This window comes from Enterococcus sp. AZ020, assembly GCF_050499205.1.
Classification (GTDB): Bacteria; Bacillota; Bacilli; order Lactobacillales; family Enterococcaceae; genus Enterococcus_L; species Enterococcus_L dunnyi.
The window spans coordinates 3,064,625-3,081,321 of record NZ_JBIPAT010000001.1; the positions used below are offsets into that span (position 1 = coordinate 3,064,625).

Annotated in this window: 14 protein-coding genes and 1 CRISPR repeat array; all 14 genes read left to right on the top strand. The window is 38.5% G+C overall.

Annotated features, from left to right (window positions below):
* The first annotated feature begins 11 nt into the window (after window positions 1-11).
* The 14 genes from nadE to atpA all read left to right on the top strand — a co-directional run bounded on the left by nadE (window position 12) and on the right by atpA (window position 16,687).
* Window positions 12-839, top strand: coding sequence for an ammonia-dependent NAD(+) synthetase (nadE, locus tag IGI58_RS14780; RefSeq protein WP_429952789.1), 828 nt, complete (start codon window positions 12-14; stop codon window positions 837-839).
* 187 nt (window positions 840-1,026) lie between these two features.
* Window positions 1,027-2,140: a CRISPR direct-repeat array (repeat unit 33 nt; unit sequence GTCTAGCTCTGTTTAGAGCTAGTGGATTGAAAT).
* Window positions 2,141-2,908: 768 nt separating this feature from the next.
* Window positions 2,909-5,377: an HAD-IC family P-type ATPase gene (locus IGI58_RS14785; RefSeq protein WP_429952788.1), complete on the top strand. Its 2,469-nt coding sequence runs from the start codon at window positions 2,909-2,911 to the stop codon at window positions 5,375-5,377.
* A gap of 158 nt (window positions 5,378-5,535) precedes the next feature.
* Window positions 5,536-7,326, top strand: coding sequence for a heavy metal translocating P-type ATPase (locus tag IGI58_RS14790; RefSeq protein WP_429952787.1), 1,791 nt, complete (start codon window positions 5,536-5,538; stop codon window positions 7,324-7,326).
* A gap of 142 nt (window positions 7,327-7,468) precedes the next feature.
* Complete coding sequence (locus tag IGI58_RS14795) at window positions 7,469-7,741, top strand: (4Fe-4S)-binding protein (RefSeq protein ID WP_429952786.1); 273 nt, start codon at window positions 7,469-7,471, stop codon at window positions 7,739-7,741.
* A 2-nt stretch (window positions 7,742-7,743) separates the two neighbouring features.
* Window positions 7,744-8,019, top strand: a complete 276-nt coding sequence (locus tag IGI58_RS14800; protein WP_087639738.1) for a GNAT family N-acetyltransferase — start codon at window positions 7,744-7,746, stop codon at window positions 8,017-8,019.
* A gap of 186 nt (window positions 8,020-8,205) precedes the next feature.
* Window positions 8,206-8,442: a preprotein translocase subunit SecG gene (secG, locus tag IGI58_RS14805; RefSeq protein WP_087639739.1), complete on the top strand. Its 237-nt coding sequence runs from the start codon at window positions 8,206-8,208 to the stop codon at window positions 8,440-8,442.
* Between the two features lie 135 nt (window positions 8,443-8,577).
* A complete protein-coding gene (locus IGI58_RS14810) occupies window positions 8,578-9,342 on the top strand; it encodes an alpha/beta hydrolase (RefSeq protein WP_429952785.1) in 765 nt (254 codons plus the stop codon).
* Window positions 9,339-11,699, top strand: a complete 2,361-nt coding sequence (rnr, locus tag IGI58_RS14815) for a ribonuclease R (RefSeq protein WP_429952784.1) — start codon at window positions 9,339-9,341, stop codon at window positions 11,697-11,699. The genes IGI58_RS14810 and rnr overlap by 4 nt, the downstream gene beginning before the upstream one ends.
* Window positions 11,700-11,717: 18 nt before the next feature.
* Window positions 11,718-12,182 carry an SsrA-binding protein SmpB gene (gene smpB / locus IGI58_RS14820; protein WP_088268435.1) on the top strand — a complete coding sequence of 155 codons (465 nt, stop codon included), beginning with the start codon at window positions 11,718-11,720 and terminating at the stop codon, window positions 12,180-12,182.
* 338 nt (window positions 12,183-12,520) lie between these two features.
* Window positions 12,521-13,258, top strand: coding sequence for a F0F1 ATP synthase subunit A (gene atpB, locus IGI58_RS14825; protein ID WP_429952783.1), 738 nt, complete (start codon window positions 12,521-12,523; stop codon window positions 13,256-13,258).
* A 35-nt stretch (window positions 13,259-13,293) separates the two neighbouring features.
* The gene (gene atpE, locus IGI58_RS14830) at window positions 13,294-13,515 is read left to right on the top strand and encodes a F0F1 ATP synthase subunit C (RefSeq protein WP_086331600.1); all 222 of its coding nucleotides are present in this window, start codon (window positions 13,294-13,296) and stop codon (window positions 13,513-13,515) included.
* A 530-nt stretch (window positions 13,516-14,045) separates the two neighbouring features.
* Window positions 14,046-14,573 (top strand): F0F1 ATP synthase subunit B, encoded by a 528-nt coding sequence (gene atpF, locus IGI58_RS14835; RefSeq protein ID WP_087639743.1) that lies wholly within the window; start codon window positions 14,046-14,048, stop codon window positions 14,571-14,573.
* On the top strand, window positions 14,560-15,102 hold the full coding sequence (gene atpH, locus IGI58_RS14840) for an ATP synthase F1 subunit delta (RefSeq protein ID WP_087639744.1): 543 nt from the start codon (window positions 14,560-14,562) through the stop codon (window positions 15,100-15,102). Before atpF ends, atpH begins: the two co-directional genes overlap by 14 nt.
* Before the next feature lie 28 nt (window positions 15,103-15,130).
* Window positions 15,131-16,687: a F0F1 ATP synthase subunit alpha gene (atpA, locus tag IGI58_RS14845; RefSeq protein WP_225533157.1), complete on the top strand. Its 1,557-nt coding sequence runs from the start codon at window positions 15,131-15,133 to the stop codon at window positions 16,685-16,687.
* Window positions 16,688-16,697 lie beyond the last annotated feature (10 nt).

Genomic DNA, 16,697 nt, shown 5'->3' on the forward strand with positions numbered 1-16,697 from the left:
AGGAATGTTTCATGGATTCTTTGCAAAAAGCGATCATCGAAGAATTAGGTGCAAAATCTCAAATTGATCCTAAAGAAGAAATTCGTAAGAGTATCGATTTTATGAAAAGCTATTTATATAAGTACCCATTTTTAAAAACGCTGGTGTTAGGAATCAGCGGTGGTCAAGACTCAAGCTTGGCCGGAAGATTGGCACAGCTTACAATGGAAGAAATGCGCATAGAAACCAAAGATGATTCTTATCAATTTATTGCCGTTCGCTTACCATATGGCGAACAGGCAGATGAAGCAGATGCCAAAAAGGCGTTGGATTTTATCAAACCAGATATTTCCTTGCGAGTAGATATTAAACCGGCGATTGATGCGAGTGTGGTTTCACTGAGTGAGACGGGTGTTTCAATAAGTGATTTCAACAAAGGCAATATGAAAGCTCGTCAACGGATGATCGTACAATACGCTATTGCAGGTGAAAAATCAGGCGCTGTAATAGGAACAGATCATGCTGCAGAAAATATTACTGGTTTTTACACGAAATATGGTGATGGTGGAGCAGATATCTTACCATTGTTCCGTTTGAACAAGCGACAAGGCAAAGCTCTGTTGAAAGAATTAGGTGCGCCAGCAGAACTTTATTTAAAAATCCCAACTGCAGATCTAGAAGACGATAAGCCATTAGTAGCGGATGAAGTCGCTTTAGGTGTGACTTACGATGACATTGATGATTATGTGGAAGGCAAAGAGGTTTCTGCAAAAGCAAAAGAGACGATCGAGAACTGGTATAAAAAAACGCAACACAAACGCCATATGCCAATTACGATTTTTGATGATTTTTGGAAATAATAGTACATTGTAGTTTGTTTCGTGTTTGGTGCGAATCATAAGTGCACATGAAATCACTGAGAGATTCGCACCAAAAAAATCGAGATAATTTGGTTGTAATCGCTCTTCTTCTCATGGAATTTTAATGTGAGAGAAGAATTTAAGGTGAATACTAGCAGATATGTAATCTATTTCTGCTTTATTCACAGTCTAGCTCTGTTTAGAGCTAGTGGATTGAAATTTAACTTTGGCGCTTTATGAACATTTTAATAAAAAGTCTAGCTCTGTTTAGAGCTAGTGGATTGAAATCATGCTCTTTGTCAATCTCATCTAGGTGTCGATTGAGTCTAGCTCTGTTTAGAGCTAGTGGATTGAAATGCACAAGGTTGGCACTTCAGTTCAGACAAAGCAAGTCTAGCTCTGTTTAGAGCTAGTGGATTGAAATAGGATTGACGGGTAAGACTACGGTTGAACCCCCATGTCTAGCTCTGTTTAGAGCTAGTGGATTGAAATACATTGGAGTGCCTAACAAAATAGATATATCTGGTCTAGCTCTGTTTAGAGCTAGTGGATTGAAATAGTTCACCTGTTTTTGTATCATCGTTGAAAGGTGTCTAGCTCTGTTTAGAGCTAGTGGATTGAAATAAAATATACATGGCAATTTTTACTAAGAAAGATTTGTCTAGCTCTGTTTAGAGCTAGTGGATTGAAATAGTTCTTCCTTTTCTTTCGCTTCTGCTTTTTCCTGTCTAGCTCTGTTTAGAGCTAGTGGATTGAAATGCTTAGGATATGGAAAAAATGATCCGATCATCGGAGTCTAGCTCTGTTTAGAGCTAGTGGATTGAAATCCCAAGTCCTTTCTAACAAGGAGGTGATTTTATACGTCTAGCTCTGTTTAGAGCTAGTGGATTGAAATCTAGATAAATTAATTCGGTAGTGTTTTCAAACAGTCTAGCTCTGTTTAGAGCTAGTGGATTGAAATTTATCACCAATTTTCTTAACTAGTTGGCGCATTTCGTCTAGCTCTGTTTAGAGCTAGTGGATTGAAATTTATCACCAATTTTCTTAACTAGTTGGCGCATTTCGTCTAGCTCTGTTTAGAGCTAGTGGATTGAAATACTACTAACCTATCTAATGATGAATCATTTCTTGCTGTCTAGCTCTGTTTAGAGCTAGTGGATTGAAATAGCAAGAGTAAAGCCACTGCCACTACTTCCACCGCGTCTAGCTCTGTTTAGAGCTAGTGGATTGAAATTATCCGCTCTTTCTCATTAGTTTCAATAATTGATGTCTAGCTCTGTTTAGAGCTAGTGGATTGAAATACCGCTTCCACCTAAAACTTTCGAAAGTTTTAACAGTCTAGCTCTGTTTAGAGCTAGACGTTTCTCCTTTATGTTTATATATTATCTCAATTTTTTTGAGTAGAAACTTCTCAAGTATTCTCCTTATTTTTATGTTAAAAATTCCGGGAAATGAGATCTTATTACTCCAACGTTTTTCTTCATTGAAGGACATCTGATTTTACTTTTATCAAAAACTATAGAGAGAAAAACATTTACAGGTATTTTAATCAAGGCATCTGAAGTAGATTAACCCTAAATCTCAAAAAGTAGCTATCTTATAACATATTATGGCACTTTCTACAAAAGTGTACCGCTGAAATGAGAAAAATAGAAATCTCGATTTATCGAAGTTTCTATTTTGTTATGGCAATAGACAAATGATCTTTAGTCTTCTTGATTTTTGAAAGTATTTAGGTTCAGAATAATTATCACAATAAAGAACCATGCGGATTAAGTAATCTGTAAAAAGTTTCACTGCCGATAGAGTGAGGCTTTTTTTAGTTTCTATATTATTAATAACAAGAAACGAGATAAATAGTGGGAGCTGGAAAAATTCTTCCTATTTGGATTTAGTAATGATGATCCACGAAAATGATGTTAAATACACTTTGAATAGAGTAAGAAAGGGCCATTCTTGTTCAATTGATTAAAAAAAGTGTAAACTTAAAGCTATAACCAGTAATTATGATAAAAGTATTCTACAATTAATTAAGTATAAACATCAGAGGAAAGTGAATTGGGTGAACTATGAAAAAATTGTTTAAGAAAAAAAGAGATATCGATAATGAAACGTTTTTTTCATCAGAAGAAAAACAACAAGGAATAACTACTGAAGATATAAGGATTCCAGAGACGATCAAAGGGCTATCCGACCAAGAAGTCGAAGCACTCTATGCTGAAGGAAAATACAATAATGAAACAGAAGATCTATCCAGAACAACGAAACAGATCATTTTGGATAATTCATTGACATTATTTAATTTCATTAATTTATTTCTGGCAATCGCTGTTTTTGCTGTAGGATATCCTAAAAATGCGCTTTTTTTCTGGATCATCATCATCAATACAGCAATTGGTGTTTTTCAGGAAATTCATGCGAAACGAACGATCGATAAGCTATCGATCGTCAATAAAACAGAGGTTTTAGCGCTAAGACAAGGGCAATTGAAAAAGATTTTTCAAGATGACATTGTTTTAGGTGATGTTCTCGTTTTGACATTAGGCAATCAAGTGCCATCTGACGGCATCGTTCTTCATGGAGAAGGTATGGAGGTTGATGAATCGCTGTTAACTGGAGAGTCTGATAAGATCCTGAAAGTTAATGGAGATAAAATCATGAGCGGGAGCTTTATCACTTCTGGTTTAGGTTTTGTCAAAATCACAGCTGTGGGTGAAGATAATTTTGTTTCCAAGTTGTCTAAAGAAGCAAAAACAGAGAAAAAATCAACATCAGAGCTTATGAATTCGTTAAACCTTTTGATTAAAGGACTGACTTTTGCGATCGTGCCTATTGGAGTATTGCTATTTTGGTCTCAATATCAATCAACACACTCATTTCCTAAAACAGTCTTAGGCGTATCCGGTGCATTGATCAGCATGATACCAGAAGGATTGATGCTTTTGACTAGTGTGGCATTTGCCGTAGGTGCAGCAAATTTGGCGCGGAAGCAAACGCTGATTCAGCGCTTAGCATGTATCGAAACACTAGCACGTGTCGACACGATTTGTTTGGATAAAACAGGGACGATCACCGATGGAACATTAACATTCAAGGAGCTGATTCCATTAGCGGGTTTTCCTTCGAGTGAGATCGAGCGCGCGATGAGCGAGATGATGGCGGGTCTGTCCGATCAAAATGCAACTGCAAAAGTACTGAGAAAAAGATTTCCTCAGCAACAAGCTGAATGGGCAGTAAAAAAAGTCATGCCGTTTTCTTCTGATCGAAAGTGGAGTGGCATTACATTTAATGAAAAAGGGACTTTTGTAATGGGCGCTCCTGAATTCATTTATTCGGAGCTGCCGAATGAACTTCGTGAAAGACTTGCGCCTTATAATGAGCAAGGCGATCGAGTGTTGATTTTGATTCATTCTGATGAAGAGTTAACGGGTCCGATCCTGCCAAATGAAAAAGAAACGGTAGCTATCTTTATTATCGCAGATACATTACGAGAAAATGCTGCAGATACCTTCTCTTATTTTGCGAAACAGGATGTTACTCTAAAAGTTATTTCTGGTGACAATCCAATCACAGTTTCTCAGATTGCCAAACAAGCTGGAATTGCAGGAGCTGAACACTTTGTTGATATGAGTAAAGTATCTGATTCTGAAAATTTTAATGAGCTGGTTGAAAAAACAACAGTTTTTGGTCGAGTAACACCGTATCAAAAAAGGGAACTGATCCAAGCTTTGAAAGAAAATGGTCATACGACGTGTATGACAGGTGATGGCGTAAATGATATTCTTTCTTTAAGAGAAGCAGATGTTAGTGTGGCAATGGCTAGTGGAAGCGATGCAGCTAGAGCTGTGTCAGATGTCGTTTTACTGAATTCAGACTTTAGTTCCATGATCCAAGTATTGAATGAAGGCCGTCGTGTTATCAATAATATTGAACGTGTGGCATCGATGTATATGGTCAAAACGATCTATTCTGCCATTCTTGCAGTGACGTTCATTTTCTTATTATTGCCGTATCCATTTGCTCCGTTACAGTTAACACCGATCAATACGTTAACTGTTGGTATTCCATCATTTATTTTAGCGCTAGAGCCAAATTATAAGCGGATCAAAGGTCATTTTTTGACCAATATCCTTAGAATTTCGGTGCCGGGAGCTTTGACAGTTGTTTTTAATATTTTGATTTTACAATTGGCTGGAATTTGGTTTGGGTTGCCGCATCAAGAAGTTTCTACGATGTGTGTTCTTTTAACTGGATGCGTTGGTTTTCAAGTGCTTTTCAGAGCAGCAAGACCTTTAGATTTGAAAAAGAAAATCATGATCGGATTGCTGATTGCAGCATTCTTAGTCTGCTTCTTGATTTTTGGAGAATTTTTCATGCTGACCTCCTTATTCACAAGGAACGTGTTCTTCTACTTACCACTTGTTTTAGGTAGCCGTTCCATCTTCAATTACATTTCATTGGTGATGACTAGAGTGGTTTACGAAGTGGAGAAGAGAAAAGAAAATAGAAAGGTCAAAAAGAAAAAACGTGTGATTTAAGCTGAAAATGACCTGGGAGAGTAAAATGTCCAGGTTATTTTTTTGCTGTTTTTAATAAAGAATGACAATCATTTTCATTTAAGCCTTTTGATTTTGTTCTATTGTTCTTTGGGGGTATTCTTGACTAAAAGAGATCTTTTGTGAAAGGCGTGGCTACGATGAAACATTTGACAAAATTACTGATCACGATCAGCACAGGAATACTAGCTTTATTATTTGAATTTATTCTTCATCAACCTTCATTTGCATTTGGTATTATTTTAATAACGGGTTCGATTATGGCATTTTCAATGCTGATAGAGATGATCCGCACGCTAAAGTCAGGGCGCTATGGCGTGGATATATTAGCAATCACAGCAATTGTTGCCACATTGGCCGTCGGTGAGTATTGGGCAAGCTTGATGATTCTGATCATGTTGACCGGTGGTGATTCTTTGGAAGACTATGCAGCAAAGCGTGCGAATAAAGAATTGAAGTCGCTTTTGGATCATTCTCCTCAAATAGCTCATCGGCTGTTAGATGATTCCTTATCTGATATTCGTGTCGAGCAAATCAAAATTGGTGATGAGCTAGTCGTGAAACCAGGAGAAATCATACCAGTCGATGGCAAAATTTTGAGAGGCAAGTCAGCGGTGGACGAAGCATCTTTGACCGGTGAATCACGTCCGGTAAACAAAAATCTTGGCGATTCTGTGATGTCGGGTTCTATCAATGGAGAAAGTTCTTTGACGATCCAAGCAGAAAAGACAGCCGCAGATAGTCAATATCAAATGATTGTGAAACTGGTTAAAGAGTCCCAAACGCAGCCTGCACATTTTGTTCGCATGGCTGACCGCTATGCTGTACCTTTTACGATTGCCGCTTATGTGATTGCTGGAGCTGCCTGGTTTTTTTCAAAGAATCCAACTAGATTTGCAGAAGTGTTAGTTGTTGCTTCACCATGTCCGTTGATTTTAGCAGCTCCGATTGCTTTAGTTGCCGGCATGAACCGTTCAAGCAGGAATGGGATCGTTATAAAAACTGGAACTTCTATAGAAAAAATAGCCGATGCAAGGACAATCGCTTTTGATAAGACTGGCACGATCACCAAAGGAGAACTTTCTGTCGCACAAGTTGTTGCTTTAGGGTCTATTGCTGAGGATGAGTTACTTGTTTTAGCAGCGAGTGCTGAACAAGAATCAAGTCATATTTTAGCACGGTCGCTTGTCAATTATGCATCAAAAAGTCATAGCTTGAAAAAGGTTTCGAGCCTTGAGGAAACAACTGGTGCTGGTGTGAAAGCGATTATTGAAGGAAACACGATTCTTGTCGGTAAGCCAACGTTCGTTTCAAAAGATATAATAGAAGATATCCCAGAGCAAACAGCTATCTATGTTTCTATGAATGGCCACTATTTAGGATATATCACTTTCACTGATAGTGTTAGACTAGAAGCTAAGCAAACGATGAGCCAACTTCAAAAGCTTCAAATCAGTCATTTATTGATGTTGACTGGAGATCATCAGAAAATTGCCGAAGAGATCGCGTCAGAAGTCGGCATTACAGAAGTTCACTCAGAGTGTTTGCCTCAAGATAAAATAGACGTGTTGAAAAAATTGCCAGAATCAAGTCGTCCAGTGATCATGGTAGGTGATGGTGTCAATGATGCACCTTCTTTGGCTGTTGCAGATATCGGAATCGCGATGGGTGCTCATGGGTCAAGTGCTGCAAGTGAGACGGCAGATGCAGTTATTTTAAAAGATGACTTAGAAAAGGTCAGTAAAGCGGTTAAAATCTCAAAAGATACGATGAAAATTGCTAAGCAATCTGTATTGATCGGTATTGCTATTTGTACTATTTTGATGCTGATCGCTAGTACAGGAGTGATTCCAGCTTTATTTGGGGCAGTGTTGCAGGAAGTGGTAGATACTGTGTCGATCCTTTCTTCACTACGGGCTAGAAATGATTGATGTAGGAACGATTAGTTGCCTTGCTGGTTTTAAGTTGTTAAAATGTAGCTATAGATAAAGCGTGTTATCTAATTTCAGTAACAAGAGGCTAAAAAACATGTATCAAATTTTAGTAGTGCTTGTTAGATGAGGAGGAAAAACGATGGACGGCAGTAAAATCGATGGAAAAAATGTAACAGAGGAGATGCTTTTAGACCAAGGGTATCGTAAATACTCGGGAGAAAAATTAGATATATACTATAGCAAGGATATTTGTGCTCACATTGGTAATTGTGTGCGGGGCAATCCTGATGTATTTGAAGTAGGACGTCGTCCTTGGATCATCGCAGATAATGGCGGCGTAGAAGACGATATTCAGGTAATCAATACATGTCCAAGCGGGGCATTAAAGTATATTCGAAAGGATGGAAAATAAGAATGGAAATCAAAGAAGAAACAGGGCGTTTTGCTTTATATAATGATGAAAACCAAGAAATTGGCGAAATGACTTGGTCAGATGCAGGCACTGAAATGATGATCATTGACCATACATTTGTTGATCCAGCGTACAGAGGTCAAAAACTAGCTGAAAAATTAGTTTATCAAGGGGTGGAAAAAGCACGTCGAGAAGGGAAAAAAATTATTCCGTTATGTCCATTCGCAAAAAAAGAATTTGATACAAAGCCAGAATATAAAGATGTTTTAAGAGCGTAATAAAAATAGAGATTCTTCTGATGTTTAGAATCCATCAATTAAAAGTTTAGGATGCGACTCAATGAGTGGTCTCCTAGACTTTTTTCCGACAAAAAGACAGAGGATTTTTCAATTTTAACTAGTATTTAAAAAAGAATTATGCTAAAGTATAGTAGATGTATTTTGTGAATAAGGGAGAATTAAACTATGTATAATTTTATTTTAACACTTGTAGTCATTTTGTCAGTAGTGATGGTCATTGCTGTAATGATGCAGCCAAGCAAACAAAATAGCGCAGCAAGTGCCTTTACAGGTGGAGCAGATAAACTTTTCGGCAAACAAAAAGCTCGTGGTTTTGAAGCTGTGATGCAAAGAGCGACAGCAGTGATTGGCGCTGTTTGGATGTTACTATTATTTGTCTTAGTATTATTATCATCAAAGTAAGACCTTTGAAGTCCCTCATTTGACTGAGGGACTTTTTTATTTCCTCAAAAAGCAAAGGAAAAAAGTCAGCGACCTTTCTTTTCATAAGGTTTTCAGCCGATAATGTGCTAAAATGAGGATGAGGTGAATCAGAGAATGAAAATAACAAATCTACCTAAACCATTATTTACCGAAAATGGTCCTCGTGCAGTTCTTTTACTGCACGCATATTCAGGAAGCAGCAATGACATGCGTATGCTTAGTCGCTATTTAGAAAAAGAAAACTACACGGTGTACTCACCAAATTTTTCCGGTCATGCAACGTTTGATCCGGAAAATATTTTGGAAAAAACAACAGCAGACTGGCAGCAGGACACAATAAATGCTCTTCAATTTTTAAAAGAAAAAGGCTATGCGCAAATCGCTGTTTTTGGCCTTTCAATGGGCGGGATTTTCGCAACAGCAGCGTTAGCAGATCAATTAGAAGGTGTGATCGGGGGAGGATTTTTCTGCTCACCGATTTTTCCAGTCAAAAACAATGTACCTGAAAATTTTGCTTTGTATGCGGAGCAAGTATTGAGTATTGCTGGTGTTCCAGAAGATGAGCGCATCGACCGCTTAACCAACATCAAGGCTGACTCTCACGAACAGCTAGCAGATATTGAACAGTTTTCCACTAAAACAGCTGAAAAACTGAATCAAGTAGAGGTGCCATTTTTTATGGCTCAAGCTGGTAATGATGAAATGATTGATGCAACAGGTGTCTATCAAAGTGCTGAAGCACTCACACAAACACGATTTACATTAAACTGGTATCCAAACGGTGGACATGCTGTAACAGTTGGACCAGAACATAAACAATTAGAACAAGACGTGGCAGCATTTTTAAACACACTGTCTTGGAATGAGGAGAACGAATGACAAAACAAACAATCAAGGAGAATATCCTGTTTTTCATGGAAAATCATAGTAAGAAAAGCTTTTCTATGGAAGAAATTGCGGAGGGACTTAAGCTGCAAAAAAGTGCAGATTTTAAACTGCTGGTTCAAACAGTCGCAGCAATGGAACGGGAAAAATCCGTAGAATTTACTAAAAAAGGCAAAATCAAGTTGCCGCAAAAGGATGTAACAGTCGAAGGCGTTTTTCGTGCGAATGAACGCGGTTTTGGTTTTGTGACGATCGATCCGGAAGAAGCGGATGTCTATATCCCAAAAGAAGCAGTCAATTTTGCAATGGATGGGGACACTGTAGCGATCGATATTGTTCAAACTGCGGATCCTTTTTCTGATCGCGGAGCAGAAGGCAAAATCGTCGAGATCAAAACAAGAGCGATCACTCAAGTCGTAGGCGAATTTATCGCTTATGATGACAAAGAAGTCAGTGAAACTGATCTGTATGGTTATGCAGTGCCAAAGGATAAAAAGATGGCAGGACTAACCTTCAATATTGCAGCCCAAGGAATCAAACCAGTCGACGGCAGCATTGTGATCGTCGAAGTGACACATTATCCTGAGAAAGAATACCCAAGAAGTTTGGAAGGATTGGTCAAAAAAGTCGTTGGACATAAAAACGATCCAGGCATGGATATTTTATCGATCGTTGTTGCCCATGGAATTCCAACAAGCTTTCCAGATCCTGTCATTGACGAAGCAGATAAAGTACCAGATGCTATTTCAGAGGATGATATAAAGGGACGCAGAGATTTGCGTGATCAATTGATCGTAACGATCGATGGAGAAGATGCAAAAGATTTAGATGATGCGGTCACTGTTCAAAAATTAGAAAACGGGAATTATTTCTTAGGTGTTCATATCGCTGATGTCTCTTACTATGTAACAGAAGGCAGCGAACTTGATATTGAAGCCTATGAACGTGGAACAAGTGTTTATTTGACAGATCGTGTAATACCGATGATTCCTCAACGATTATCAAATGGTATTTGTTCATTGAATCCACATGTTCCTCGTCTAACGATGAGCTGTGAAATGGAGATCACGCCGGAAGGTCATGTAGTCAAACATGATATTTTCCAAAGTGTGATTCAAACTGCCGAGCGAATGACCTATACAGCAGTCAATGAGATTCTAGAGGAACAAAATCCTGAAACAATGGAGCGCTACAAAGAGTTAGTTCCTATGTTTAAGGAAATGGGTGAACTTCACCAAATACTTGAACAAATGCGGGAGACACGAGGAGCGATTTCATTTGAAGATCGTGAAGCTAAGGTATTGGTTGACGCCAAGGGGCATCCACAAGACATCTTATTGCGAACACGTGGTATTGGTGAGCGTTTGATCGAGTCCTTCATGCTGGCTGCTAATGAAACAGTGGCGAAGCACTACCATGATCTTAAATTACCGTTTATTTATCGGATCCATGAACAGCCGAAAGAAGAAAAGATGCAGCGATTCTTCGATTTTGCAGCAGTTTTAGGAATTTTAGTCAAGGGAACAAAAACAGATATCACACCAAAGGATCTTCAAAGAGTATTAGAGCAAGTAGCTGATAAACCTGAAGAAGCAGTTATCAATACAATGCTGTTGCGCAGTATGCAGCAAGCACGTTACTCTGAGGATAATTATGGACACTATGGTCTAGCAGCCGAATACTATACGCATTTTACGTCACCGATCAGACGATATCCAGATTTGATCGTCCATCGTTTGATCCGCAGCTATGAAGGAAATGTTTCTGAAAAACTAAAAGAAAAATGGGAACAACATTTACCTGATATCGCAGACCATAGTTCAAAAATGGAGCGACGCGCAGTTGAAGCGGAACGCGAAGTCGATGCAATGAAGAAAGCTGAATTTATGGCAGATAAGATCGGTGAAGAATATCAAGGGATCATCAGTTCAGTCGCTCGCTTTGGTTTCTTTGTGGAATTACCAAATACGATCGAAGGCTTGATTCACGTCAACAACTTGAAACAAGATTATTTCCATTATATCGAAAACCATATGGCGCTCGTTGGAGAACATACAGGTATGACCTTGAAGATCGGTCAAAAAGTTAAGGTTAGAGTAGAAAAGGCCGATCCGGAAACACGTGAGATCGATTTTGAATTTTTAGAAGCAGAAGAAGTTGAGAAACTGGAAGCACCTAAACAAAAGAAACGGCAAGATGGTCGTAAACGACGTGATGATCGTAAAGATCGGGAGCGTGGTCGTGATAAGAAACCATTTACCCAAAAGAAAAACAAGAAAAAAGGTAAGAAACCTTTTTATAAAGAAGTTGCTAAGAAAAAAGGTAAAGGCAAAAAAACGAAGAAAAAATAAGAAATTGGAGGTACAGCTATGCCAAAAGGAGAAGGCAAATTGATTGCCCAAAATCGAAAAGCTAGGCATGACTATACTGTTGTTGATACAATGGAAGCAGGAATGGTTTTACAGGGAACTGAAATCAAGTCGATCCGCAATAGCCGCATCAATTTGAAAGATGGTTTCGTACGTATCAGAAATGGCGAAGCTTATTTACTCAATGTGCATATCAGTCCTTATGAGCAGGGAAATATCTTTAATCACGATCCTTTGCGCACGAGAAAACTATTATTGCATAAAAAGCAAATCGCGAAATTGATGACGGAAACGAAAAACACTGGAATCACAATCATTCCTTTGAAAGTTTACATTCGAAACGGCTATGCGAAAGTCTTGATCGGACTTGCTAAAGGGAAAAAGCAATATGACAAACGAGAAGACTTAAAACGCAAAGAAATCAATCGGGAAATCGATCGTACATTAAAAAATAATTTGCGATAAATGATTAAATTTTTTGTTGTTTTTTGATAGAAAAAGTGCTTTTAAGTGGTTATTTTATTCTTTTTCGCATATTTCATTTCTTTGCTTTATCTTATGCGGAAAATTTGATAGAGTGTAAGGGCACTGATGAGTTTTCATCGTTTTTTCAGTAACTCGTCTTCATGCCGTCAGATACCATTAGGACCCTATTCTTTTAATCTTTTGTCAGATCAAAAGAAGTGTCTTATTTTCATAGATTTTTTTTGATATTATTCATTGATGGTGGTATGATACGTGTGATTAAAAAAGAGAAGCAAAGGACGCTTCTTATAAGTTTGTTGGAAAAGAGGTGAAATAAGTTGGAAGAGAAGACAATGCTCTTCAAAGTCGGGCCATTTTGGTCTGGTGGACCTTCAATTTGGTTTGATGGCACCATTTGTTTAATGGTACTGTTGACATGTGTCATTGTCTTTGGGATCGTTTATTTCTGCACAAGAAATCTTCAAATGAAACCAAAAGGCAAGCAAAATGTGATTGAGTATCTCATTGATTTTGTTCGGGGGATCATTACCGACAATATGCCAAGTAAAGAAGTATCGAATTTTCACCTACTTTCATTTACAATGTTTATGTTTGTCTTGGTTGCCAATATTATTGGCCTGGTGACAAAAGTTGTGATTGGTGATTATACGTATTGGAAGAGCCCAACGGCCGATCCATTAGTTACCTTGACCTTAGCATTGATCATGATCGTATTGACTCATTTCTTTAGTGTGAGTCGATTTGGTTTGAAAGGTTATTTTAAAAATAGCTTTTTGAGTCCAGTAGCATTTTTGATGCCGATCAAGATCATGGAAGAATTTACGAACTTATTAACATTGGCATTACGTCTATACGGTAATATTTTTGCCGGAGAGGTTTTACTGGGATTGATCGCAAGTATTGTTTCAAGTACAGGTCTGTGGGCAATTCCCTTAGCGATACCGCTAGAGATGATCTGGCTGGCATTTTCAATATTTATCGGAGCGATCCAAGCATTTATCTTTGTTACATTATCAATGGTTTACATGGCTCATAAAGTTGAAGTCGAAGAATAAATAATAAAAACAATCATTTTTAGGAGGAAAACAACATGGATGGATTAAATTATATCGCAGCTGCAATCGCAGTTTTCGGAGCAGCAATCGGGGCAGCATATGGTAACGGAAAGGTTATCTCTAAAACACTTGAATCAATGACACGCCAACCAGAAATGGCTGGCCAATTAAGAACAACAATGTTTATCGGGGTAGCTTTAATCGAGGCGGTTCCAATTCTAGGTGTAGTTATTGCATTGTTATTAGTGTTCAAATAATTTCTTAGAAGGCAGGGCGCACAAAGTTTGAGAGAATGCGTGCTGCTTTCTTTGCTGCGAATCACTGTGACTGGCTGCTTTAGCAGACAGAACAGATGATGAGCAGTGCTTGGCGAACGAAGGTGAGCGAAGTAACCTTACAATGAAACACAGCGATTGCTAAAAGCAGAGCTGATGTTGAGAAGTACTTGGCGAACGAAGGTGAGCGAAGTGACCAAACTAGGACTCACAGCGATTGCTAAATCAAAACTATTGTTTAGCTGTCCTTGGTAAGCAAAGTAGCCTCACTAGAATTCACCTACCGTTTTCCAAGCCACAATTAGGAATCAGAAAGCTTAGAACTACGAACAAATAAAAAGTATGGGACTAAGCAGCTGACGAATAAAACGATAATAACTATTTATTAATAACAAAAGTACAAATGAGCTATTAATAAAATTCAATAAAATGTGTTTTAGGTAAAGTGCAAGTCAGTTTAAAGTAAAACACAATCACCACCGAGAATTGCAGAGAAAGGAAGTTGATACTTCATGCTGAACCATTTAGTTATCGGCGAAGCGACCCCAAGTACAACACTTGGAACCATGATCGTCGTAAGTGGTGCTTTCCTTATTTTGATGCTTCTGATCAAGAAGTTTGCCTGGGAAGCAATCACCGAAATGTTGAAAAAACGTGAAGATAAAATTGCCAACGATTTAGATTCTGCAGAACAATCTCGACTAGCAGCAGCTAAGATGGAAGAAGAACGTCATGCAAAATTACTTTCTTCTAAATCCGAAGCAGCAGAAATCATCAAAGATGCGAAAGAGAGTGGAGATCAGAACCGCCAAAAAATCTTAACAGAAACCAATAATGAAGTATCACGTTTAAGAGAAAAAGCACGTCAAGATATTTCTCAAGAACATGATGAAGCGTTAGCCTCTGTAAAGGATGAAGTAGCGAGCCTATCTTTACAAATTGCAGAGAAAATTTTAAATAGAGAATTGACGCCAGATGCTCATGAAGCATTGATCGATTCCTATATTGAAGGCTTAGGTAAGTCAGATGAAGTTAGATAAATATACAGTAGGTAAACGTTACGGCAAAGCTTTGTTCGAGTTGGCAATTGAAAAGCAAGAAGCCGATGATGTTTATCATGATTTACTAACGTTAAGGGAAATTTTCCATGAAGTTCCTGATTTAGGTGAGATTTTAAGCGATGCTCGTCTTGAACCTTATGAAAAAGATGAGATCATGAATCAGTTGATCCGCGGATTTGATGGGACGATGAAAAACTTTTTGTACGTGGTTTATAATTACTCACGTATGAATGATCTGTTATTGATGATCGATGAGTATGAACGTAGATATGATGAGCATAAGAGTCTTTTACTTGGAACCGTGTTAACGGCTGTTCCTTTATCAAAAGAACAACATCAACGGATGGAAGAAAAAGCTGCAGCACTTTTAGGCTACGAACAAGCAAATCTGATCAATCTGATCGAGCCGGCAATCATTGGCGGTGTCGTGATCGAAGCGAATCATAAAGTAATAGACGGCAGTATCCAAAAACAACTAGAACGAATCCAAGAATTGTTAGTAAAATAACGTTCAGCACAATAAAGAGGTGAATTGAATGGCTATCAAAGCAGAAGAAATCAGTGCCTTGATTAAGGAACAAATCAAGAATTATCAACAAGAATTAGCAGTTGAAGAAGTTGGGACTGTCACATATGTCGGTGACGGGATCGCCCGTGCACACGGCTTAGAAAATGCGATGAGCGGAGAATTAGTTGAATTTTCCAATGGCTCATATGGAATGGCGCAAAACTTGGAAACAAATGATGTCGGTATCATTATTCTAGGTGATTTTGAAACCATTCGTGAAGGAGATAAAGTAACACGTACTGGAAAAATCATGGAAGTTCCTGTTGGAGAAGCAATGATCGGTCGTGTCGTTAATCCTTTAGGTCAGCCAATCGATGGGCTGGGTGAAATCAAAACAGATAAAACACGTCCTGTTGAAGCAGCAGCTCCAGGCGTTATGCAAAGAAAATCCGTTAACGAACCAATGCAGACAGGACTAAAAGCGATCGATGCGCTTGTACCGATCGGCCGCGGTCAGCGTGAGTTAGTCATTGGTGACCGTAAAACTGGGAAAACATCGATTGCGATCGATACGATCATCAACCAAAAAGGGCAAGATGTTATCTGTATCTATGTTGCTATCGGTCAAAAAGAATCCACAGTTCGTAATCAAGTCGAAACCTTGAGAAAATTTGGTGCACTTGACTATACGATCGTTGTCACTGCCGGTGCTTCTCAACCAGCACCATTATTATATATTGCGCCTTATGCAGGTGCTGCCATGGGTGAAGAGTTTATGTACAACGGCAAGCATGTGTTGATCATTTTTGATGATTTATCTAAACAAGCGGTTGCTTACCGTGAACTTTCTTTACTATTACGCCGTCCTCCAGGTCGGGAAGCTTATCCTGGGGATGTTTTCTACCTACATTCACGTTTATTAGAACGTGCAGCTAAATTAAGTGATGAATTAGGCGGCGGTTCAATGACCGCTTTACCGTTTGTAGAAACACAAGCGGGAGATATCTCTGCTTATATTCCAACAAACGTAATTTCGATCACAGATGGTCAAATCTTCTTAGAAAGCGATTTGTTCTATGCTGGGACTCGTCCAGCCGTAGATGCGGGTCTTTCCGTTTCACGTGTTGGTGGTTCAGCACAAATCAAAGCAATGAAAAAAGTTGCTGGAACACTTCGTTTAGATTTAGCCAGCTATCGTGAATTAGAAGCCTTTACTCAATTTGGTTCTGATTTAGACGCGGCGACACAAGCAAAATTAAACCGTGGCCGTCGAACAGTCGAAATCTTGAAGCAAAAATTACATGCACCATTAGCCGTGGAAAAACAAGTCGTGATTTTATACGCGCTGACTCGCGGATTTTTAGATAGTATCAGCGTTGCAAAAATCTTAGATTTTGAATCAGAATTATTTGATTATTTAGATGGTAAACATCCAGAAATTTTTGAAACCATTCGAACAACCAAAGACCTTCCAGAGTCAAAAGATTTAGATGCTGCAATAAATGAATACAAAGAAATCTTCAGCGCTGCTAATTCTGAGGGTTCAACAGCAAAAGATACCCTTGAATCCATTCAAAACGCATAAGAGAGGTGAC

Excerpts from the sequence above, each read along its gene's own strand:
- atpF (WP_087639743.1), top strand. The coding sequence starts at position 14,046 with ATGCTGAACCATTTAGTTATCGGCGAAGCGACCCCAAGTACAACACTT.
- nadE (WP_429952789.1), top strand. The coding sequence starts at position 12 with ATGGATTCTTTGCAAAAAGCGATCATCGAAGAATTAGGTGCAAAATCT.
- IGI58_RS14795 (WP_429952786.1), top strand. The coding sequence starts at position 7,469 with ATGGACGGCAGTAAAATCGATGGAAAAAATGTAACAGAGGAGATGCTT.
- IGI58_RS14785 (WP_429952788.1), top strand. The coding sequence starts at position 2,909 with ATGAAAAAATTGTTTAAGAAAAAAAGAGATATCGATAATGAAACGTTT.
- IGI58_RS14800 (WP_087639738.1), top strand. The coding sequence starts at position 7,744 with ATGGAAATCAAAGAAGAAACAGGGCGTTTTGCTTTATATAATGATGAA.
- smpB (WP_088268435.1), top strand. The coding sequence starts at position 11,718 with ATGCCAAAAGGAGAAGGCAAATTGATTGCCCAAAATCGAAAAGCTAGG.
- IGI58_RS14790 (WP_429952787.1), top strand. The coding sequence starts at position 5,536 with ATGAAACATTTGACAAAATTACTGATCACGATCAGCACAGGAATACTA.
- IGI58_RS14810 (WP_429952785.1), top strand. The coding sequence starts at position 8,578 with ATGAAAATAACAAATCTACCTAAACCATTATTTACCGAAAATGGTCCT.
- rnr (WP_429952784.1), top strand. The coding sequence starts at position 9,339 with ATGACAAAACAAACAATCAAGGAGAATATCCTGTTTTTCATGGAAAAT.
- atpE (WP_086331600.1), top strand. The coding sequence starts at position 13,294 with ATGGATGGATTAAATTATATCGCAGCTGCAATCGCAGTTTTCGGAGCA.
- atpA (WP_225533157.1), top strand. The coding sequence starts at position 15,131 with ATGGCTATCAAAGCAGAAGAAATCAGTGCCTTGATTAAGGAACAAATC.
- atpH (WP_087639744.1), top strand. The coding sequence starts at position 14,560 with ATGAAGTTAGATAAATATACAGTAGGTAAACGTTACGGCAAAGCTTTG.
- secG (WP_087639739.1), top strand. The coding sequence starts at position 8,206 with ATGTATAATTTTATTTTAACACTTGTAGTCATTTTGTCAGTAGTGATG.